This window comes from Desulfosporosinus sp. SYSU MS00001 (assembly GCF_049943955.1).
Lineage (GTDB): Bacteria > Bacillota > Desulfitobacteriia > Desulfitobacteriales > Desulfitobacteriaceae > Desulfosporosinus.
In genome coordinates this window covers 86079-107698 of sequence record NZ_JBNFTW010000008.1, presented here as the reverse complement: position 1 = coordinate 107698, position 21620 = coordinate 86079, and the positions used below count along the sequence as shown (strand labels likewise).

Below are 21620 nucleotides of genomic sequence, written 5' to 3'. Positions count from 1 at the left end.
AATGAAAGCGGCTGTTGGAGGCCGCTTCTTTCCTTGATAGGGTTAGTTTTATTCTGAATTCACTTATGGTAAGATGATTTTTAATAACATTAAACGCAAAGTGAGTCAGGGACGGGAAATCTAATCGTGAAAGAAGGTGTCCAATGCCTACTAAGAGAGATGTAGAACACACATTGGAAAACCGGGATTGGGAGAAACTTATTAGCCTGGCGAAAGAGAATAGGAATATCCTTCGGCAGCTTATGGCAAGAATTTATGTTAAAGACGGGCTCATATTTTGGCGGGCAGTTGAAGCCTTAGGAGTGGTAACTCATGCACTTGAGCAGGATGAGAAAAAGGTTGCTGTGGAGATTCTGCGACGGTATTTTTGGATGCTCAATGATGAGTCAGGAGGAACAGCCTGGAATTCTTCGGAAGCCATTGGCAGTATTATTGCTCATTGTCCGGTAACCTGCGGAAAGTTTAATTGGATGTTGTCGGGGCTATTGGAAGATGACAGTTTAAGAGATGGTGTTTTGTGGGGCTTAGGGCAAATGGCTCAGAATGCTCCGCACTTGGTAGAACCCCTGGATGAACGGATAAAACCTTTTTTGCAGTCTGAAGAGCCTTTGACACGGGGATTAGCTGCCTTTATTTATATGTTAATGAAGCCTTTCCAGGAACTTATCCCCCTTTACCGCGAATCAGGGCCGAAATGGAAAGTTTCAGAAGAAATGGATTTAGGGCTAAAAAAGGACCAAGGTTTGTTAGAATTTTATCAAAACGGAGAGGTTAGAACGTACCACATTTCTGATCTTTGGCGAGCCTCGGTGATTTCATTTTGGACGAAAAAGGTTACAATTAGGGATCTTGAGACTGAATTGACCATCGCCTCTTCTGCGGAAGGAGTCTGCTGGCTGAGTCTCGGTTCGTCTGAGACTGAAGAAAAAGAGCTTCAAAGTTGGGTTTCGCGCTGGTTTCCGGGATCGTTTCTGATTCGGAGGCGTGAGCCAAACAGCAGGGCAATTCAAGAGTTGAAGGAGTATTTTGAGGGGACTCGCCGTCAATTCTCCATCCCTATTCATTCCAAAGGAACTCCTTTCCAGCAGAAAGTGTGGGAAGAACTTCAGCGTATACCTTATGGCGAGACAAGAAGTTACGGTGAACTAGCCGTAAGCGTTGGAAATCCGCAAGGGCAAAGAGCCGTCGGAATGGCTAATCATTGTAACCCAATTGGAATTATCGTTCCTTGTCATCGGGTCATCGGCAAAAATGGATCTTTAACAGGATATGCCGGAGGCTTGGATATTAAGCAAAGACTTTTAGAACTAGAAGGTGTAAGGCGCTAGTGAAGGTAGGAGGGTTGCTTGTTGGAAAACGCCATTTTGTTTACCGGGGCAGCACACATTGGGATAAAAGCCTTGGATATAGAGAAGGCCCTTCAATTTTATAGAGAAGTGCTGGGCTTCAAATTAATACAGCGAATTAAGCCCGGAGCGGCTGAATTGGTTTTCTTGGAATTAGGCAATACTGTTATTGAGCTAGTTGAAGTAGTTGATAACCGAAGGTTTGAAGATGGAGTTGTCAATCATTTAGCACTTCGGGTAGAAGATATTTTCCAAGGGATTAAACACTTACAAGAACATCATGTTGAGTTGCCCTCGAAGGAACCGATGTCCTTGGGTGAAGGACGGTATAATTTCTTTTTCCGTGGTCCCAGCGGAGAAAAACTTGAACTTTATCAAGAACGAAGAATGGAATTATAATGCCTGAAAAAAGATATGTAACATTTAATAAACATTTGCGTGAAAGATTTGGTGAAAAAGTTTTTAAAGTTTCCTTAGATGCCGGTTTCACCTGCCCTAATCGGGATGGGACTCTGGGACGAAAAGGCTGTATCTATTGCAGTGAACGGGGGTCTGGTGACTTTGCAGGCCGGCAGGAGTTATCAATTCACGCTCAGTTCTCCGAAGTAAAGGAACGAATGAAAAAAAAATGGCCGAAGGCTAAGTACTTGGCGTACTTCCAGGCATTTACGAATACCTATGCCCCTATTGAACGGTTGCGGGAGTTGTATGAAGGTTCCCTCGAGGAGGAAGGGGTTGTGGGGCTATCCATCTCAACAAGACCGGACTGCCTTTCTGATGAGGTAATTAATTACTTGGATGAATTAAATCAGCGAACTTATTTATGGGTCGAATTGGGATTGCAATCTATCCATGATCGTACATTGGAGTTCATTGGGCGGGGGCATGATTATGAGCAATTCCTCCGTGGTCTTGAACGATTGCATTCGAGAGGGATTCGAGTATGTGCCCACATTATTCTGGGCCTGCCGGGAGAATCAAAAGAAGAAATGATGGAAACGGCCATGGCGGTTGCTGACCTGCCTCTGCAAGGGCTGAAGATTCATCTGCTTCATGTTTTAAAGGGAACACCTTTAGCCGCTTTTTATGAGACTCATCCTTTCGACTTGATGTCGAAAGAAGATTACGTTTCACTGGTTGTTAATATTTTAGAAATTTTGCCTCCACAGATGATAATTCATCGTTTAACCGGAGATGGGCCTCCTGATGATTTAATCGGGCCGCTTTGGAGCCGCAAAAAATGGGAGGTGCTCAACGCTATTGATGCAAAGCTCATGGAGCGGGATACCTGGCAAGGAAAGAAGGCAAACGAAGGCAATCCCTGAATAATAGAGTACAGAAACGATTGCAAAAAAAGAGGCAACCCGTCAGGGTTACCTTACAGAAGAAAGAGAAGGAGAAAGAGAAGATTTCAAGGACAACTAAGGTTTTAACGTTGTCCTCAGAAATTTTACAGGAGGAATTTTATACTGAGAAGTTTCTCGTGATTTGATGGTTTGTTTTAGAGATGGTTTATAGCTGGGAGCCAGGTCCAAGTAACGCTGCACATCTGAATTGGTTTTAAGAATTCTCTGCAAAATTTCTTCATTGTTAAGGCGTTCATTCATGGTACATACGCTCCTCTCGCAAAATTCTATTAAATTAATAAAGGGAAAAATCAAAAGTTCCATTAACACTAAGATTATCTTTAAGGGGTATCGTAATGGATGAGTTTGCCTTCCCAAGTTTTCAAAACGGCATGGTTTTCTTTAAGAGATACTAAATATTGGGGCAGGACAGGGGTTTTGCCTCCGCCCTTAGGAGCATTTATGATATAGGTTGGCACTGCGAGACCTGAAGTATACCCTCTTAAGTGCCTCATAACTGCGAGCCCATCTTGAATTCTTGGTACAAAATGACGTGTTCCCTTGACATTTTTGGCATGAAAGATATAGTAAGGCCGGATTCGTATTTTAAGAAGTTCCTGATTAAGCTTCTTCATAATTTCCGGCTGATGATTAATCCCTTTGAGTAATACAGCCTGATTTCCCAAAACCACACCGGCAGCTATAAGTTTGTCTGCTGCCTTTTTAGCTTCTGCGGTGACTTCCTGGGGATGATTGAACTGAGTATTGATGTAGATCGGCGGATATTTTGCTAAGATTGAACATAAATCATCATTAATGCGCATGGGAAGGGTTACGGGGACTCGAGTACCGAGGCGTTTGATCTCAACATGGGGAATCGAATGAAGTTCACCGAGTAGCCAGTTAAGAGTTTGATTACTCAAAAGCAGAGCATCTCCTCCTGTGATTAAAACGTCCCTTATTTCAGGGTTGGCCCGAATATATCCCAAAGCAGCCTTCAGGTCTGCGATTTTAGCATGGGAATCGGTTTCTCCGATGTTGCGGCGGCGTTGACAGTGGCGGCAATACATGGCACACATGTTTGTGACATTAATAATTAAACGATCGGGGTATCTCCGAGTAATGCACGGGGCGGGATTGGTAAGAGCTTCTCCCATAGGGTCTTCCTCTCCGAAATCATCACTGAGTTCTGCAAAAGAAGGCAGACCCTGTAAGCGAATGGGGTCTTGAGCATCGGTAATATCCATGAGGCTAAGATAATAAGGGGATATGGCCCAACGGAAACTTCTTCCTATATGTTTGATTTCTGCACATTGTTCAATAGACAACTGAGGGAATAGGGCGCTTAGAATATCTGTATTTTGGATACGATGTTTTATTTGCCAGTGCCAATTCTCCCAGTCTTGATCTGATGCCTTAAAATAATTTAAGATGTGATTACGACGTTGTTGAATCAGCTCAGCACTTGAAAAACCTGTAGGGATCGAGTGGCATTTTTCAAGATAAGGGGCAATCTTCTGTTTAAGCTCAGTTGCTCGCCGTAACGAAAATTGACGATTCGTATTCGGCGAATTATTCAGTTGTACGGCCATCAAGAATCCCTCCCTGCAGTGTAGGTAGACGAGGTCGAAGCGCGCTTGACTACTAACAACCTAATATTATCATTAAAGTTGTTAGTAGTCAAGAGCATGATGCCTCCTGAAGTTGGCTATGTTATAATAGATTATATAATTTAAGGGGTGGAAAGAAGTTGGAACAAGCTCGTTATCAAGAGATAGCCATGGACATTGCTCATGCTATCATGATGGGAGAGTATCACGAAGGAGAAAAAATCCATGGCCGCTCAACGTTAGCGGGCCGTTATAACGTTTCTCCGGAAACAGTCCGCAGAGCAATTGCTATTCTGCAAAATGTGGGTGTTGTTGTTGTTAACCAAGGGGTAGGAATTACCGTTACCTCGAAAGCAATGGCAGAGAAATTCGTAAGATCGTTTAATCAAAAAGGAGAAATCCAGATCTTTCTCGAAGATCTCAAGAAACTGATGGATCAGAGGCGGGAAAATGATCTGAAAATAGAAAGCCATCTCAATAAGCTGCAAGGATATGTAGACCGCATTATGTCGCGCTGGTTAGACGTAGGCGAGATTGAGGTGGGCAAAAATTCCCCAGCTGTCGGGAAAACGTTACGTGAATTAAGGATTCGGGAACGCACAGGGACAACGATAATTGCTGTCGTGCGAGATGGGTTGGAACAGTTTTCCCCCGAGGCGAGCTTTGTCCTGCGCGCCGAGGATGTTTTACTGGCAGCAGGATCAGCAGAAGGACAAATGAGATTACAAGAGTTAATTATGTGATATGGGGTAGAGTCATGTATCCTGGTGTAGATATTATCGAAATTGAACGAGTGGCGAAGGCTTTGGAACGTCAACCCGGATTAACAGAAAGACTTTTTACGAGACAAGAACGAGAAAGTCTAGTAGGCAAGGGGATACAAAGCTATGCGGCACGTTTTGCTGCTAAGGAGGCTATCCTAAAAACATTGGGAACAGGTCTAAGAGGCCTATCATGGCATGATGTCCAAATCATGACAGAACCAAGCGGCGAGCCTCTTGTCCTTCTTAGTTACAAAGCAATGACTCTGCTTAAGGAAAGAGGGGGCTCGCAAATTAGGGTGAGTTTGTCCCATAACCGAACCCAAGCTATAGCCTTTGCGATCTTGAGTTAGGGTAAAGGGACACAAAGGAAAAGCGAGGTGAAAGAAGTGCGCGTGGTCAACACTGAACAAATGCGGCAGATTGAACAACGGGCTATTCAACAATATGGCATACCAAGTATGCTCTTAATGGAGAATGCAGCTTGGGCTGTTGTTGAGGAAATCCGTCGTTGTCTTGTTCAGAATGAAGGAGATTTGTCTGGCTTAAAAGCGGTGATTTTAGTAGGTAAGGGAAATAACGGTGGAGATGGCTTGGCCGTTGCCCGTCATTTAGTGCTGCAAGGGATGGATGTTACGGTCTTATTATTTTCCGGGCCAGAGCAACTCAAAGGAGATGCTGCTCTTAATTTGCGCCTTTTCCAAGGTACGACGGGTAAACTCTTTATTATCGAAGGAGAAAAGCAGCGGCTTGTGGCACGTTTTGCTTTGGCCCAAGCTGATGTTATTGTCGATGCTCTTTATGGCATAGGCCTGCGCGGAGCTTTACCGAGTTTGATCGAAGAGTATGTTAATGAGGTAAACAATGTTTCAGCCTGTGTAGTGTCTGTCGATATTCCCAGTGGAGTTGAAGCCAATACGGGCAAGGTTTATCGGACAGCTATCCGCGCCCAAATAACAGTAACGTTTGGGCTGCCGAAGTGGGGACTTTTTTTAGGAGAAGGCCCTAATTATTGCGGACGAGTTGCCGTTGATCCGATTTCTATTCCGGAAGCGTTTCTGGAGGATGAGAGTATCTCTACATATGTTTTAACCGATGATACAATAAGAGAGATGCTTCCCATTCGCCACTTTAAAGGACACAAAGGAACTCATGGTAAAGGTGTACTTGTTGCAGGGTCCAAGGGAATGAGCGGTGCAGCTGTTCTGGCCGGGCGGGGTGCTTTGCGCAGCGGCATAGGCTTACTGCAAATCGTTACTCCTCAAGCAATCGCGGAAGATGTAGATGCTAGTATCACAGAGGCGACTGTTTGGCCTGCCCAGGGAGGGGATAGTCTTAACGAAGAATCTTGGGAGGCCATAGCAAGGCAGGCAGAAAAGGCTCAGGCCTTGGCTATCGGCCCGGGGCTTGCCCAAAATCCTGGATTTGTGCTTGTTCTTGAGGAAATTTTAAGAACTATAACTTGTCCAGTTGTCTTGGATGCCGATGCCTTGAATATATTGGCAGGGGAGCTTAGCCTGATTGAAGTCAGAAACGGACGAGGACCGCTGATACTTACCCCACATCCCGGCGAAATGGCAAGGCTATGTCAATGCACAGTTGCCGATGTTGAGAGCAACCGGTTAGATTTAGCGTTGACAAAAGCTGCTGAGTGGGAAGCCGTTGTGGTACTAAAGGGTTCAGTGACTATTGTTGCTTCACCGGATGGGCGGGCCTTTTTTAACCCAACCGGAAATCCCGGGCTTGGGACAGGGGGTACCGGTGATGTTCTTACTGGAAGTATTCTGGCCTGGTTGGCCCAAGGCGTATCACCTCTGGAGGCCGCTTGCTTAGGTGTTTATTTACATGGAAAAGCAGCGGATGATCTGGCCGAAGAGTATGGATGGTCTGGCTTTTTGGCCTCTGAAGTTGCAGACCAGTTACCTAAAGTTCGGCGCTCTCTAGAATTGAAGCTGGGCTAAAAGGGATAGAGGAGGAGATCAATAGTGCGACATGTATGGGCTGAAGTGAATTTACAGGCTTTAAAAGAAAATTATTACAAACTTCAGACGTATACACAAAGTGAAATGATGCCCATAATTAAAGCAGATGCATATGGGCATGGTGCAATCCCGGTGGTGAAGACCCTGATGAGTTGTGGAGCCAAGCGTTTTGGTGTGGCAATTCTGCAGGAGGCCTTAGAAATAAAAGCGGCATTTCCTGAGCTCGATGTCATGGTCATTGGGGCACCGGAAAGCGATCAGTGGGAGACGTTTGTTAAAGAGGATATAATACCGGCAATTTTCCATTTGTCTCAGGCACGTGCTCTTTCTGAAGCAGCTGTAAAATTTAATCGCAGGGCAAGATTACACTTAAAAATCGATACGGGAATGGGCCGAATCGGATTTCGTGATACTGATTTTTCTGAAATTATGAAGGTTGCTGCTTTACCTAATTTATTTATTGAAGGGATTTTTACTCACTTCGCAACGTCCGATCAAAAAGATCTGACCTTCGCGAGAGAGCAGCTCAAACGATTCCAGCTTCTCTATGATAAACTTAAAGAAGCGGGATTGAAAATTCCCATTAGGCATACTGCTAACACTGCAGCCATTCTGCAATTCCCGGAAGCTCATTTTGAGCTTGTTCGTCCCGGTATAGGTATGTACGGTCTGGTTCCGTCTTCTCAAGTGGGAGGTAATGTGGGCTTAGAACCGGTAATGTCTTGGAAAGCCCAAGTATCTCATGTAAAAAAAATTAAAACCGGGGAAACCGTAAGCTATGGCCGCACCTTCCAGGCAGCCTATCCAACAACAGTTGCGACCATTCCCTTGGGATATGCGGATGGGCTGAGAAGGTCGCTTTCGAATTATGGGGAAATGCTGATTCATGGGCGGCGTTCAACAATTATCGGCAGGGTTTGCATGGACCAAACAATGCTTGAAGTTACCAAGATTCAGGGCGTAAAAGTTGGCGATGTGGTTACGATTTTGGGGAAAGACGGTTATGAACAAATAACGGCCACGGAGATGGCAGAATGGCTGGGAACGATAAGTTATGAAGTCGTTTGTGGGATTTCCAAGCGAGTTCCGAGGATTTATCTTGATCCCATAGGGAATGATTAGTAAGGGTTTTCACGTAAGATTTTTCACGTAAGATAATGAGAGGGAATTGTATATGACTAGTAGTAATAAACATAGTACTCATAATAGCTTATTACATTGGAGTAGTTTCAGGTTGAAATTAGTCTATGAAGGATTGGGTATTGGAATCATTACCGGGTTTATCATAGTGCTATACCGATTTCTTCTTGAACGGGCAGGAATTTTATTAACTCAAATTTATGATGCGATCGTTGCCAAACCAGTGCTCCTTCCTGTTTGGGTGGGAGTTCTGATTTTGATTGGCTATATTGTTGGTTTGTTAGTCAAGAATGAACCTATGATAAGCGGGAGTGGTATCCCTCAAGTTGAAGGGGTTTTGTTAAGAAAGCTCTCCATGACCTGGTGGAAAGTGATCATTGGGAAATTCATAGGTGGAGTTTTAGCGATCGGAGCCGGACTTTCAATGGGTCGAGAAGGTCCATCCGTTCAATTAGGGGCGGCCGTCGGACAAGGTTTCAGCAAAGTACTGAAGCGAATTAATATAGAAGAGAAATATCTAATCACCAGCGGAGCGAGCGCAGGACTTGCGGCTGCCTTCAGTGCGCCTTTGGCAGGCGTTATGTTTGCTTTGGAAGAGGTTCACAAAAACTTTTCTCCCTTAATATTGCTGCCGGCTTTATCTGCGGCCTTATCTGCTGATTTTGTCACGAGTGAATTTTTTGGTTTAAAACCGGTTCTGAATTTTACCAACTTGCACGATTTTCCTTTGCATTATTATTTATTTATAATTATTTTGGGAATTATTATTGGTGTTTTAGGTGTTGCCTTCAATGTAACTCTGCTTAAGACCCAGGATCTCTATGCCGGGCAATGCTGGCTGCCTAAGACATTTTGGGTCATTATTCCTTTGCTGGTATCCATAGTCTTAGGCTTTTTCCTGCCGCAGGTTTTGGGCGGAGGCCACGAGTTGATTACTGCCCTTGTTGCGCAGGGTAATTTTACGCTGAAACTTTTAGTGGTTCTGATAGTCGCTAAGTTTTTCTTCACAATGATTTGTTACGGATCGGGTGCACCGGGCGGGATTTTCCTTCCGCTTCTTGCGATTGGGGCAATTATAGGAAATATCTACGGACTTGCTGTTGTCGGCCTCTTTCATCTTAATAGCACGTATGTCAATAATTTTATCATTCTTGCTATGGCGGGGTATTTTACTGCTATCGTTAGAGCCCCTATCACAGGGACAATTTTAATTACTGAAATGACAGGATCGTTTACTCATTTGCTATCCCTATCGGTGGTATGTATAACAGCTTATATCGTAGCCGACTTTTTGGGTTCTAAACCCATTTATGAATCCTTACTTGAAAAGTTCCTGCAGAAAGAAGGGCATCACAAAATAATTGGCAATGGAAAAACCAAATCAATCTTAGAATTTGCCGTCTGTATGGGATCTATGCTGGACGGCAAACAAATTAAAGAGATTAAATGGCCGGCTCATTGTTTGCTTGTATCCGTTAAACGCGGAGAAGAGGAGATTATACCCAAAGGGGACACCGTGATTTACCCAGGTGATTATTTAGTTGTTCTGACAAATGATGACAAAGTCTCTAAAATTAATGATGCCTTAAATCCACTGGTCGGAAGTTGTGAATTGTAATTTAATCAGTGAATGAAAGTTAAAGAAAGTTAAAAAAAGTTAAAGAAAATGCAGAAGGCTTACCCCGAAAGTGAGCCTTTTGCCTTTTTCGGAGCAAGCTCCTAAACGAAGGTGTGTTCTGGGACAAATAGGTATAAAAGGAATTATAATGGCATAATTCCACATAGAAAAACAAAGTTTCAATAAAAATACATAATACATAAAAAATTATGGGTTATTCTAATGACTTGAATATGCTAAAATATAAATTACACTTAGGTAAGGATTGTTATATAGTACTAACAATTTTTCTTAAAACTGTAATGATTCTATTGAACATTTTATGTTAAAATTATTAATTAATTAAATTGAAGTCCATAAAGGGTGGGTATTATGCAAAACTATCATTTACCAAATAAGCAGGGCCTTTATGATCCCGCTTTAGAACATGATGCATGCGGTATGGGATTCGTTGTTAATATCAAAGGGGAGAAGTCTCATACCATCGTTGAAGAGGCTTTAAAAGTTCTGGAAAACTTAAGCCACAGAGGGGCAAGCGGTGCCGATGAAAATACCGGCGACGGCGCAGGGATCTTAATCCAGATTCCTCATGATTTCTTCAAAAGAGAATGTGAGGTTCTGGGCTTTGATTTGCCGGCAAAAGGCAGCTATGGCGTAGGTATGATTTTTGCTCATAAATACGAAGACTTTCGAAAAACTCAGATGGAAACCTTTGAAAAGATTGTTTTAGAAGAAGGTCAAAGAATTTTAGGCTGGAGAGAAGTTCCCATCGATATGACGACTATCGGTGAAGGAGCAAAGGCTGTTATGCCTAGATTTATTCAGGTTTTCATAGCTAAGGATTCAGCAATCACGGATCAAATGGATTTTGAACGGAAACTTTACGTTATTAGAAAACGGGCAGAAAAAGTTATCGTTCCGATGTGTGAGGATAAGGGCGGAACGTTTTATATCGCCAGTCTTTCCTCGAAGACCATCGTCTATAAAGGCATGCTTACGGCAGAACAACTTAGAAATTTTTATCTTGATCTTTCGGATCTGGATTTTGCCTCGGCTTTGGCTATGGTCCATTCGCGGTTTAGCACCAATACGTTTCCAAGCTGGGAGAGGGCCCATCCCAATCGGTATCTCGTTCACAACGGAGAAATCAATACCATTCGGGGCAATGTTAACTGGATGAAGGCGAGACAGAAATGTATCGATTCTCCACTATTTGACGATCTTTCTAAAGTATTTCCTATTATTGATGAATCTGGCAGTGACTCGGCGATGTTTGACAATAGTCTTGAATTTCTCCATCTCACCGGAAGATCGCTTCCGCATTCGGTGATGATGATGATTCCCGAACCATGGGAAAAGAATGATTTAATGTCAGAGAAGAAAAAGGATTTTTACAGGTTTAATGACTTTCTCATGGAACCCTGGGATGGTCCGGCTGCAATGGCGTTTACGGATGGTGTCATAGTTGGCGGTGTTCTGGATAGAAACGGTCTTCGGCCTTCGCGTTATTACGTAACAAATGATGATAAGGTAGTCCTGGCTTCTGAAGTGGGAGTCATAGACATTAAACCAGAAAATGTAAAATATAAAGGCCGCCTGGAACCGGGAAAGATGCTGCTTATTGATACAGAAGCGAAACGAATTATCTCGGATGAAGAAATTAAAAGCGGTGTGGCGTCTTTACATTCATATAAAGAATGGAATGAACGTCATATCGTTCGGCTCAGTGATTTGCCCGTTGTAAAGACAGAGGAAGAAAAGGTATCGGAGAACCTGATTAAACTCCAGAAAGCTTTTGGCTATACCTTTGAGGATCTTACCAAAACTATGGAGCCTATGGCGATCCAAGGTGTTGACCCCGTGGGGGCAATGGGCATGGATTCTCCTCTGGCAGTGTTATCTGAGAAACCGCAAATGTTATATTTTTATTTCAAACAACTGTTTGCTCAGGTTACTAATCCTCCAATTGACGGTATCCGTGAAGAGATTATTACTTCCGCCAGTATTCTGCTTGGGGATACAGGAAACCTATTGGATCCGGACCAAAGAAACTCTGCCAGCCTGGCCTTGGAACATCCCATCTTAACCAATGAACAGTTAAATACAATTAAGGCTCTTAATAATGACAAGTTAAAAGCAGTAACCATTTCAATATTATATAATGTTTCCGAGGGCTCAAAAGCTATGGATAAGGCTTTGGATAAAGTCTTCCGGAAAGCTGATCAAGCAATCAGTGAAGGAGCTAATATTATTATTCTCTCTGACCGAGGGGTTAGTAAAGAATTTGCTGCTATTCCTGCTCTTTTAGCGTCCTCCGGACTTCACCATCATATGATTCGCAAAGAAATAAGGACCAATATCGGTATTGTCCTTGAATCAGGTGAACCCAGGGAAGTTCATCATTTCTGTACTTTAATTGGCTATGGTGTTACGGCCATTAACCCCTATCTCGCCTACGAGACTCTTGAGGATCTTGCTGAGAGAGGTTTATTGGATGGACTGAGTTATGAAGAAGCTAAAAAGAACTATATCAAGGCTTCTGTCAAGGGTATTCTCAAAGTCCTCACCAAGATGGGCATTTCTACGATGCGAAGTTATCACGGCGCTCAGATTTTTGAGGCAGTGGGTCTGAGAAAGGATCTTATCGAAAAGTATTTCACATCCACTCCTTCAAGAATTGAAGGAATTGGTTTGGAAGAAATTGCTTTAGAAAATCAGATGCGGCATGAAAGTGCTTATCTTGAAAACTCCCCTTACACGGATACTCTTGAAGTTGGCGGGTACTTTCAGTGTAAGGATGATGGAGAAATCCATCTTTACAACCCGGAAACAATCTATACGCTTCAGAAAGCATGCCGGGAAGGGAACTACCCTCTTTATAAGGATTTCTCGAAAAAGATTACTGAAGAGGGAATTTATACCTTAAGAAATCTCCTTGACTTTAAAGTGAATTCTGGAGATACAATTCCTGTTGAAGAAGTAGAATCTGTTGATTCCATTGTCAAAAGGTTTAAGACCGGGGCGATGTCCTACGGTTCTATCAGTAAAGAAGCACACGAATGTTTAGCCATTGCCATGAATAGGCTGGGCGGGAAAAGCAACACCGGTGAGGGCGGAGAGGATCTCGAACGGTTTACGATGTTGCCTAATGGCGACTCCAAGAACAGTGCTATCAAACAGGTTGCCTCAGGACGTTTCGGTGTGACCAGCAACTATCTTGCTAATGCTAAAGAAATTCAAATAAAAATGGCTCAGGGAGCTAAACCCGGTGAAGGCGGCCAACTTCCGGGACGCAAGGTTTATCCGGAGATAGCCAAAGTCAGACATTCTACGCCGGGTGTTGATCTTATTTCACCGCCCCCCCATCATGATATTTATTCTATCGAAGATTTGGCTGAGCTGATCCATGATTTGAAGAATGCCAACAAAGAGGCACGAATTAGTGTCAAGCTAGTTTCGGAAGTTGGCGTTGGAACTATTGCTGCCGGGGTGGCAAAAGGAAAAGCAGACGTCATTCTGATCAGCGGTTATGATGGAGGGACGGGAGCCTCCCCAAGAACCAGTATCAAAAATGCAGGTCTTCCCTGGGAACTGGGATTGGCTGAGACTCATCAAACCTTAGTACTCAATAAGCTGAGAGACAGGGTAGTTGTTGAAACTGACGGCAAGCTGCTTACTGGCAGGGATGTTGTGATCGCGGCTATGCTTGGGGCCGAAGAATATGGATTTTCGACGACACCTCTTATCGCTATCGGATGTGTCATGATGAGAGTGTGCAATCTTAACACCTGTCCCGTCGGAATCGCAACTCAGGATAAAACATTAAGGAAAAACTTTAACGGTAAGCCAGAATACGTTGAAAACTTTATGCGTTTTGTTGCTCAAGAAATGCGTGAAATTATGGCGAAACTAGGCTTTAGGACTGTTGACGAAATGGTCGGACGCACGGACAGACTAAAGACCAAAGAGATTATAAAAAATTGGAAAGCCGCTAATCTTGATTTGTCTCAAATTCTTTATCAACCCTATGCCGGGGCTGATGTTGGTCGGTTTAATACGCAAAAGCAGAATCATATGCTGGAGAAATCGCTGGATATTAAAAAGCTCCTCAGAATGTGCAAACCTGCGTTGGAAAACCAGAAGCCGATTCGGGCTAAATTAAAGATCAATAATGTTGACAGGGTTGTTGGAACCATTGTTGGAAGTGAAATCTCCAAGAGATATGGTGAAAACGGGCTGCCGGAAGATACAATCAAATTAACCTTTGTGGGTTCGGCCGGTCAAAGCTTTGGAGCCTTTATTCCTAAGGGTATGTCCTTAGAGTTGGAAGGGGATGCCAACGACTATTTAGGCAAAGGTCTTTCCGGCGGTAAAATTATCGTTTACCCCCCCAAAGCGTCAAACTTTCAGCCTGAAGAAAACATCCTGATCGGCAATGTGGCCTTATATGGAGCTACTTCGGGAGAAGCCTATATCAATGGGATCGCCGGGGAAAGATTCTGTGTAAGAAACAGCGGGGTTAAAGCAGTTGTTGAGGGAGTAGGCGATCATGGCTGTGAATATATGACAGGCGGTAAAGCCGTTATCCTAGGTAAAACAGGAAGGAACTTTGCGGCAGGGATGTCCGGCGGGGTAGCCTATATTCTGGACTTTGACGAAATATACTGTAATAAATCGATGGTGTTACTGGAAACGATCGAATCTGAGGAAGAAATGAATGAAATCAAGAGAATGATTGAAAAACATGTTGAGTACACCGGCAGCCCCTTAGGCAAGAAGATTCTTCTGGATTGGACAGGTTATGCTCAGAGATTCACCAAAGTAATACCTAAAGATTACAAACGTATGCTTCAAAACATTGATAAGGCTCACAAGGCGGGCTTAAACGGTGAAGAAGCCTTGATGGCAGCGTTCGAAGAGCATTTTAAAAATTAAAGGACTATATGATTAAGGTGGGACTTACAATGGGAAAAGCGACTGGGTTTTTAGAGTATGAAAGAATAAATCCAAAAAAACGTTCTCCTGAAGACAGAATTAAAGACTGGGAGGAAATGCGGCTTCATCAGGACTCTGAGGTTATTAAAACTCAGGGAGCGAGATGTATGAATTGCGGAGTCCCTTTCTGTCAGGGCGGAGTTCTGCTCAACGGAATGGCTTCAGGGTGCCCTTTGCATAATCTTATTCCTGAGTGGAATGAGCTGGTTTATAAAGGTCAATGGGAAGAGGCCTATAAAAGACTGACGCGCACCAGCCCTTTCCCGGAATTCACTTCAAGAGTCTGCCCGGCACCTTGTGAAGGCGCTTGCACAGAAGGCTATATCCTGGAACCTGTGACCGTTAATAGTATTGAGTATGAAATTATTGAAAGGGCTTTCGCAGAAGGATGGGTTCGCCCTAAAAACGCTAAAAAGACAGGAAAGAAGATTGCCATTGTCGGCTCTGGGCCGTCAGGAATGTCGGCAGCCTATTATTTAAATGCTGTTGGACATGATGTAACCGTCTATGAAAGGAACGACAGGGCCGGCGGACTGATGATGTATGGCATTCCCAACATGAAGCTTGATAAACGGGTCGTGGAACGGCGTCTTGAGTTGATGAAGGCTTCGGGAATTCAATTTGTGTTGAATACTGAGATAGGCAAAGATATCCCTGCTCAGGAACTCGTGAACCAATATGATGCGGTTGTACTCTGTGCTGGGGCTACCAAAGCAAGGGGACTTAATGTTGAGGGCAATGATTTAAGGGGAGTTTACTATGCGGTAGATTTCCTGAAAGCAAATACCAAGAGTCTTCTTGATTCCAAGCTCCAAGACGGCAGCTATATAAACGCTAAAGACAAGGATGTTATTATCATTGGCGGAGGGGATACAGGGACCGACTGTGTGGCCACCTCCCTGCGACACGGCTGCAAGAGCGTTCAGCAATTCGAAATTATGCCTGAACCTCCTGAAAAACGCAGAGAAGCATCAAATCCATGGCCGGAATGGCCGCTTAAGCTTAAAGTTGATTACGGTCAGGAAGAGGCCATAAATCTCTATGGAAAGGACCCTAGAAATTATCTCATTTCGACTAAAAAAATTGTTGGGAATGAGAATGGAGAAGTCAAAGAGGTTCATACTGTAGAGATCACCTGGGTTAAGAATGATTCTGGAAGAATGGTGCCTCAGGAAGTGCCAGGCAGTGAGAAAGTGTGGAAAGCTGACATCGTACTTCTGGCTATGGGCTTTTTGGGTCCGGAAGATACCATTCCCGCCGAACTAAAACTGGAGAGGGATTCCAGGAGTAATGTGAAAGCGGATTACGAGGTTTTTGAGACGAATGTAGAGAAGGTCTTTACCGCAGGTGATATGAGAAGAGGTCAGAGTCTCATTGTTTGGGCAATCCAGGAAGGTAAGCTTGCTGCTCGAGAAGTTGATAAATATCTCATGGGCAAAAGCGTCATATAGAAAATTTTTATGCACTTACCAACAAACATCCGTATGGCCGCGGACTATTAATTGTTCAATAACATTTTCCCCCAGACTGAAAATTAGTTTGGGGTTTTTTATTTTTTATTATTGATTCATAAATTCATAAATTCATAAATCATCACCTTGAATAATAGAAATAGAAGATTAGGGTTTACAAGGTTCTTATCTTACTTATGAGTCTTTGAGGGGAAAGAGGAGGTAACGGTGAATGAATTATGTTCTTGTGGGAAATTCGGCGGCGGCTATCGGAACTGTTGAAGGGGCTCGCAGCGCCGATACAAAATTGATTTAGTTAAGAATTATCCCAAAGCCATTTAAGGGAGGGAGAATTGTTGGGTATACAGCCTTAAATAAGGTTTTTACCGGTATAAAACTCTTAGCTGACACATATGTTCTGGCAAGGGGGGAGTGTCATGGCCTCTTTGGATCTGACAACTTGGATGAGTTATGTTTTTTTCATGCTTTGCCTGATACTTGGTTGGGGTGCTGCTGGAGTCCTGGATTATGACGGAATCTTACGCCGTTCGACGTCCCGGTTCAGGAGAATCCTCTTAAGATTTGGCGTGACTTTGGTGCTTGCTGAAGGATTTCGCTTGTTTCTCAGTTTCGTTTTGGGCCCATTGTTAGATATGTTAGTAAATCAGAGTATTAATGGTTTTAAAGCGTTTTAAGTTGCTAAAAGATATTTAAAGTTCAAAGGAAATACAAAATACGCAATAATATATTGATACATAACACATAATCACAAAACACATAGAACTATAAACACATAGAACTATAAACACATAGAACTATAAATACATAAAGCCTAAAAGCTGGCTGCATAGTAATCGTAGTTATATTATAATTATATTGTTTGTTGAGCAACGAGGGAATTGTAACAAACTCATTTTTGTTTGTTGCAATTCCCTTTTTACACTATCGGACCTCTATCGTTAAGCGGCATCACTGATCTATGGAAAATTCATTTTCCTGAGCAGAGAGTATGACTTTAGGCTGTATACGTTCTTTATTGCGAAGCCCTTATGTTTAGCTTCTTCTGAATGAGTTCACTGAAAATGTTTGCCGGGATATCATTTTGGTTGATAATACAAATAAGCGTGCTAAAATGAATAGGACAACAATTAAAGGAGTAACTATGAAACGGACATGGCGTTTTTGGGTTGCCTTGTGGGTAGGTAAACTCATCACAATAGGTTTGCAAATCAGCGGAAAAAAGGGAACAACATTACCAGGGAAAATCGCCCAGCAGATTGCCCCGGAGATTATGAAACATTTATCCGCCTCCTATACGGAAGGAATCGTGATTGTCACCGGTACTAACGGTAAAACAACTACGGCTAATCTATTAGCAAGTATTTTGCGCGAGGCGGGAAAATCTTTTGCCTTTAATCAAGCCGGAGCAAACCTTGTTACAGGTATTACCGGCGCTTTGCTGCAGAACACTCAATGGAATGGTTCCTCAAGAACCAAGCTTGCTTTGTTAGAGGTTGATGAGGCCACTGTGCCTAAGTTTTGTGAACAAGTAACTCCCAGTTTGGCAATTGTGACAAATTTCTTTCGTGATCAGCTCGATCGATATGGTGAATTAGATACTACTGTGCATTTGGTAAAGGAATCATTATCTCCAGAAACCCTACTCATTCTTAATGCCGATGATCCACTAGTGGCTCAATTTGGATCGGGTTCTGCGCGAACCTGCTTTTATGGTGTTGAATCAACACCTGATAGTTGTCTTGAGAGTCATGAAACCAGGGAAGCTAAGTTTTGTCCTGCGTGTGGTATTGAACTTAAATATTCCCTCTTTCATTATGGGCAGTTGGGTATCTATCACTGCCAAGGGTGCGGATTTCATCGCCCCGAGCCACATGTTTTAGCGCAGAATGTCTTAGCCGAGGACGATCTGCTAAACTTTCAGGTGGATGCCGTTGCCTTTTCTACCTCCTTGCAAGGTTATTATAATCTCTATAATGCTTTAGCCGCGCTAACTGCAGCGCGCCAGCTTGGAATAGAGGATGGTCTGATTGCTAAAGGATTACGAGAGTTTATTCCTCAAGCCGGGCGTATGGAACGCTTCGTCCTCACTGGAGGAGAGGTTACCTTAACTCTTGTTAAGAATCCAACAGGGTTTAACCAAGTTATCCAAACGATTCTTAGTGCGGACAAGCCATTAAGGATTATGATAGGAATTAATGATTTAGCAGCTGATGGTCGGGATATCTCTTGGCTTTGGGATGTTGACTTTGAACGATTAGGAACGCGGGAGGAACGGATACAACATATAATTTGCAGCGGACTTCGCGCAGAGGATATGGCCCTGCGGCTTAAATATGCGGGAATTCCTGAAGAGAAACTTGTAATTGAACATTCCTTACCTGCGGCTGTCAATTCCCTGCAGCAAGGCCGTCAGGGAGATGAGGCAGTTTTCATATTGCCTACATACACCTTGCTTTTTACTCTGCGTGAATTATTGGCCGAACAACAGCAGAAAGCAGGCTTGACAGTAATTGAGGACAGAACCCGGAAGGAGGGGGCTAGAACATGAAGCTAACGATTTGTCATCTTTATCCGGATTTGCTCGATCTTTATGGAGACCGAGGTAATATTTTAGCCTTAGCTGCACGCTGTCGTTGGCGAGGGATTGAACCCGAAATCCAAAAAGTTTCCTTAGGAGAAAGCCTTGATTTTACGGGGATGGATATTCTTTTTCTCGGAGGGGGCTCAGACCGGGAACAAGGTATACTTGTGCAGGATTTAATGCGCAGAGAAAATGACCTTCGCCAAGCAATTGAACATGGCCTGGTAGTTTTAGGTATTTGCGGCGGATATCAAATGCTGGGGAACTATTATCAAATGGCCAGTGGAGAGAAAATTCCCGGATTAGGAATACTTGATCTTTGGACAATTGCCGGTACTAAACGTTTAATCGGAAATGTTGTTGCTGAATTACCCCCAACCACTTTGGAAATTGACCCAGAGGACAATTTTGTCCGGAATAATTCTGAGCTTAAATTGAGGACATTAGTCGGTTTTGAAAACCACTCAGGCAAAACGTATCTTGGCAAAGGGGTTAGCCCATTGGGAAAAGTTTCGGTGGGCCACGGCAACAATGACCAGGATGGGACGGAAGGGGTTCGATACCGTAATGTTTTCGGTACCTATCTGCACGGCCCTCTCTTGCCGAAGAATCCACATCTTACGGATCTTTTACTGCAGCTTGCCCTGATTAGACGAGGTTTTGACAGTTGCTTGACAGAACTTGATGATTATTTGGAAACCCTTGCCCATAAAACAATGGTTAATAAACTTTTGAAGCAAGCATAGATTTCGGCAGATCATCGATTTTGAACAAAAATGAGTATATCAAGCTTGCTATACTGGTATACTATCTATAGATTCAATGATTTATTAGCAAAAATTGCTTAATGTCATGGTTTACCATAATTTACATGCCAAAATGATGCTATTTTCGCGGTGATTTAGCTTAATTACTCATCAAGTTCGTTGACACTTTTTTGTATTATTGTCTATAATAGAGTATAGCTTTGGCTAAAAGACTTGGGGGTGCTAATGTGGCAGAGAGTAAGCGGATTATGATCAGTTTGCCGGAGAGTTTGCTCGCAGAAGTGGACGGAATCGTCACAGTGGAGAAACGTAATCGCAGTGAATTTATCCGAGAAGCACTCAACAGCATTCTTCATGAACGTCGAAAAAAAGGAATTCAGGAACAAATGCGCAAAGGTTATATCGAAATGGCGCAGTTGAATCTGTCGATAGCAAGAGAACTGTTCTCAACGGAACAAGAAGTGTTAGAGTACTATGAAGAATCGATGGTGGAGTGTCGGAGATGATCATAAAGCGCGGGGAAATTTATTACGCAGAACTTAACCCCGTTGTCGGCTCTGAACAGGGAGGAACTCGTCCGGTCCTCGTGATTCAAAACGACATAGGGAATCAATTCAGCCCGACCACAATAATTGCCGCGATCACATCACAAATAGCAAAGGCAAAGTTACCTACACATGTTGAAGTAAGAGCTCGGCGCAGTGGTTTAGAGCGAGACTCCGTCATTCTTACCGAACAAATTCGAACCATCGATAAAAGTCGCCTGAAGGAGAAAGTGACAGTTCTCGATGAAGAAGTGATGCTTAGGGTGGATCAAGCTATTGAGATTAGTCTAGGGTTGGCTGATATATAGAACATTTTTTTTGAACACGAGGCAGCGTAGCGGCGATGAACCGACGCTGTTTTTGTATTCTTAGAGGGGAGATTAAGAATAATGGGAAGACAACGACCTGTGATAGGGATTACTGCTGCACATTATTCTGAAGAATTAAAGATGTTTCCGCGGGCCTTTTATGTTGAAAGCATTCGAAACGCTGGAGGAACTCCGATTATTCTGCCGCCGGTTCAGAATGGCGAAGAAAGCCGAGAGGTCTTAGATTTTATTGATGGCTTGTTATTAACAGGTGGGGGAGACATTTCTCCTACTTATTTAAAAGAAGATCCTCAGCGAGGAATTGGAGCTTGCTTTCCAGAGAGGGATTTTAGCGAGCTGCTGTTGACGGAAGCGGCTTTGCAGCTGGATTTGCCTCTTTTAGGAATTTGCCGAGGAATTCAGGTTTTAGCAGTTGCGGCCAGGGGGAGAATCTATCAGGATATTCCAAGTCAATATCCGGAAGCAATCCAACATAAACAAACTGCGCCCCGTCAATACACATGGCATAGTATTGAAATAAAGCAAACGTCTTTGCTTTTTACGCTGTTGAAAGAAACGGACATCGATGTCAATAGTCTCCATCACCAAGCCGTCTGTGAAATTCCTCCAGGCTTTCAGGTTAATGCCCAGGCGGTAGATGGTATCATCGAGGGAATTGAAAAGACAGCCGCCAAATTTTGCTTGGGAGTTCAATGGCATCCAGAAAGTATGCCTGAAACTGAGAAACATAGTCGTGCTCTATTTCGCGGATTTATTGAAGCATGTATTGCCAAATAGGGATTTGTTAAAAAGAGATAAGGTAATGAGATATTTTTCGAAAATGAGAGAGGGAAGCATTGCTTCCCTCTCTCATTTTCGAAAAATACCTGGCAAACAAGCTATTAGCTTGCCGTCCATAGCAGGCACTTTTCCCATTTTCGGATGCGTTTTACAACGCAAACTCAATGTCAGCTCTTGCATAGTTTAAAGCAGATTAGTTACATTGTCAAACGAATTTTTATTCATAAGAAATTCACAAGTTTTTCACGAGAATATCGTATTAAACGTTTAAACTTAAGTCATAGAAACCGCTAAATATTCCTAAGTCTTAAAAGGAAAAAGGCTACAAATTTGAGGAGGGCTGAAAAC

18 protein-coding genes are annotated in these 21620 nt (G+C 43.2%); 16 read left to right on the top strand and 2 right to left on the bottom strand.

The window, feature by feature from the left end; genetic code table 11:
* The first annotated feature begins 143 nt into the window (after positions 1-143).
* From ACPUYX_RS14990 to ACPUYX_RS14980, 3 genes are read left to right on the top strand one after another with little or no spacing between them, the layout of a single operon-like run.
* Positions 144-1328: a DVU0298 family protein gene (locus ACPUYX_RS14990; protein ID WP_426380436.1), complete on the top strand. Its 1185-nt coding sequence runs from the start codon at positions 144-146 to the stop codon at positions 1326-1328.
* Positions 1329-1349: 21 nt separating this feature from the next.
* On the top strand, positions 1350-1745 hold the full coding sequence (locus tag ACPUYX_RS14985; protein WP_426380435.1) for a VOC family protein: 396 nt from the start codon (positions 1350-1352) through the stop codon (positions 1743-1745).
* The gene (locus tag ACPUYX_RS14980; RefSeq protein ID WP_426380434.1) at positions 1745-2671 is read left to right on the top strand and encodes a TIGR01212 family radical SAM protein; all 927 of its coding nucleotides are present in this window, start codon (positions 1745-1747) and stop codon (positions 2669-2671) included. The genes ACPUYX_RS14985 and ACPUYX_RS14980 overlap by 1 nt, the downstream gene beginning before the upstream one ends.
* A gap of 96 nt (positions 2672-2767) precedes the next feature.
* Here the strand turns inward: ACPUYX_RS14980 and ACPUYX_RS14975 are convergent, their stop codons facing one another.
* Entirely contained in the window at positions 2768-2953 is a 186-nt protein-coding gene (locus ACPUYX_RS14975) for a hypothetical protein (protein ID WP_426380433.1), read from the bottom strand.
* Between the two features lie 80 nt (positions 2954-3033).
* Complete coding sequence (gene eam / locus ACPUYX_RS14970; RefSeq protein ID WP_426380432.1) at positions 3034-4284, bottom strand: glutamate 2,3-aminomutase; 1251 nt, start codon at positions 4282-4284, stop codon at positions 3034-3036.
* 158 nt (positions 4285-4442) lie between these two features.
* Between eam and ACPUYX_RS14965 the strand changes: the two genes are divergently transcribed.
* The 13 genes from ACPUYX_RS14965 (at position 4443) to ACPUYX_RS14905 (ending at position 21269) form a co-directional block, all read left to right on the top strand.
* On the top strand, positions 4443-5045 hold the full coding sequence (locus tag ACPUYX_RS14965) for a TrkA C-terminal domain-containing protein (RefSeq protein ID WP_426380431.1): 603 nt from the start codon (positions 4443-4445) through the stop codon (positions 5043-5045).
* Between the two features lie 14 nt (positions 5046-5059).
* Complete coding sequence (locus tag ACPUYX_RS14960) at positions 5060-5416, top strand: holo-ACP synthase (protein ID WP_426380430.1); 357 nt, start codon at positions 5060-5062, stop codon at positions 5414-5416.
* Between the two features lie 36 nt (positions 5417-5452).
* Positions 5453-7024 (top strand): NAD(P)H-hydrate dehydratase, encoded by a 1572-nt coding sequence (locus ACPUYX_RS14955; protein WP_426380515.1) that lies wholly within the window; start codon positions 5453-5455, stop codon positions 7022-7024.
* A 21-nt stretch (positions 7025-7045) separates the two neighbouring features.
* Positions 7046-8167, top strand: a complete 1122-nt coding sequence (alr, locus tag ACPUYX_RS14950) for an alanine racemase (RefSeq protein ID WP_426380514.1) — start codon at positions 7046-7048, stop codon at positions 8165-8167.
* A 52-nt stretch (positions 8168-8219) separates the two neighbouring features.
* Positions 8220-9803, top strand: a complete 1584-nt coding sequence (locus ACPUYX_RS14945; RefSeq protein WP_426380429.1) for a ClC family H(+)/Cl(-) exchange transporter — start codon at positions 8220-8222, stop codon at positions 9801-9803.
* A 372-nt stretch (positions 9804-10175) separates the two neighbouring features.
* Positions 10176-14738: a glutamate synthase large subunit gene (gene gltB, locus ACPUYX_RS14940; protein ID WP_426380428.1), complete on the top strand. Its 4563-nt coding sequence runs from the start codon at positions 10176-10178 to the stop codon at positions 14736-14738.
* Positions 14739-14767: 29 nt separating this feature from the next.
* A complete protein-coding gene (locus ACPUYX_RS14935) occupies positions 14768-16249 on the top strand; it encodes a glutamate synthase subunit beta (RefSeq protein ID WP_426380427.1) in 1482 nt (493 codons plus the stop codon).
* A gap of 437 nt (positions 16250-16686) precedes the next feature.
* Entirely contained in the window at positions 16687-16944 is a 258-nt protein-coding gene (locus tag ACPUYX_RS14930; RefSeq protein WP_426380426.1) for a hypothetical protein, read from the top strand.
* A 467-nt stretch (positions 16945-17411) separates the two neighbouring features.
* Complete coding sequence (locus ACPUYX_RS14925) at positions 17412-18818, top strand: MurT ligase domain-containing protein (RefSeq protein WP_426380425.1); 1407 nt, start codon at positions 17412-17414, stop codon at positions 18816-18818.
* Positions 18815-19597 carry a type 1 glutamine amidotransferase gene (locus ACPUYX_RS14920; RefSeq protein WP_426380424.1) on the top strand — a complete coding sequence of 261 codons (783 nt, stop codon included), beginning with the start codon at positions 18815-18817 and terminating at the stop codon, positions 19595-19597. The genes ACPUYX_RS14925 and ACPUYX_RS14920 overlap by 4 nt, the downstream gene beginning before the upstream one ends.
* Positions 19598-19845: 248 nt before the next feature.
* On the top strand, positions 19846-20124 hold the full coding sequence (locus ACPUYX_RS14915) for a CopG family ribbon-helix-helix protein (protein ID WP_047810879.1): 279 nt from the start codon (positions 19846-19848) through the stop codon (positions 20122-20124).
* A complete protein-coding gene (locus ACPUYX_RS14910; protein ID WP_014825820.1) occupies positions 20121-20471 on the top strand; it encodes a type II toxin-antitoxin system PemK/MazF family toxin in 351 nt (116 codons plus the stop codon). Before ACPUYX_RS14915 ends, ACPUYX_RS14910 begins: the two co-directional genes overlap by 4 nt.
* Positions 20472-20552: 81 nt before the next feature.
* Positions 20553-21269: a gamma-glutamyl-gamma-aminobutyrate hydrolase family protein gene (locus ACPUYX_RS14905; protein WP_426380423.1), complete on the top strand. Its 717-nt coding sequence runs from the start codon at positions 20553-20555 to the stop codon at positions 21267-21269.
* Positions 21270-21620 lie beyond the last annotated feature (351 nt).

Excerpts from the sequence above, each read along its gene's own strand:
- ACPUYX_RS14990 (WP_426380436.1), top strand. The coding sequence starts at position 144 with ATGCCTACTAAGAGAGATGTAGAACACACATTGGAAAACCGGGATTGG.
- ACPUYX_RS14980 (WP_426380434.1), top strand. The coding sequence starts at position 1,745 with ATGCCTGAAAAAAGATATGTAACATTTAATAAACATTTGCGTGAAAGA.
- ACPUYX_RS14975 (WP_426380433.1), bottom strand. The coding sequence starts at position 2,953 with ATGAATGAACGCCTTAACAATGAAGAAATTTTGCAGAGAATTCTTAAA.
- eam (WP_426380432.1), bottom strand. The coding sequence starts at position 4,284 with ATGGCCGTACAACTGAATAATTCGCCGAATACGAATCGTCAATTTTCG.
- ACPUYX_RS14960 (WP_426380430.1), top strand. The coding sequence starts at position 5,060 with ATGTATCCTGGTGTAGATATTATCGAAATTGAACGAGTGGCGAAGGCT.
- ACPUYX_RS14945 (WP_426380429.1), top strand. The coding sequence starts at position 8,220 with ATGACTAGTAGTAATAAACATAGTACTCATAATAGCTTATTACATTGG.
- gltB (WP_426380428.1), top strand. The coding sequence starts at position 10,176 with ATGCAAAACTATCATTTACCAAATAAGCAGGGCCTTTATGATCCCGCT.
- ACPUYX_RS14935 (WP_426380427.1), top strand. The coding sequence starts at position 14,768 with ATGGGAAAAGCGACTGGGTTTTTAGAGTATGAAAGAATAAATCCAAAA.
- ACPUYX_RS14930 (WP_426380426.1), top strand. The coding sequence starts at position 16,687 with ATGGCCTCTTTGGATCTGACAACTTGGATGAGTTATGTTTTTTTCATG.
- ACPUYX_RS14925 (WP_426380425.1), top strand. The coding sequence starts at position 17,412 with ATGAAACGGACATGGCGTTTTTGGGTTGCCTTGTGGGTAGGTAAACTC.
- ACPUYX_RS14920 (WP_426380424.1), top strand. The coding sequence starts at position 18,815 with ATGAAGCTAACGATTTGTCATCTTTATCCGGATTTGCTCGATCTTTAT.
- ACPUYX_RS14910 (WP_014825820.1), top strand. The coding sequence starts at position 20,121 with ATGATCATAAAGCGCGGGGAAATTTATTACGCAGAACTTAACCCCGTT.
- ACPUYX_RS14905 (WP_426380423.1), top strand. The coding sequence starts at position 20,553 with ATGGGAAGACAACGACCTGTGATAGGGATTACTGCTGCACATTATTCT.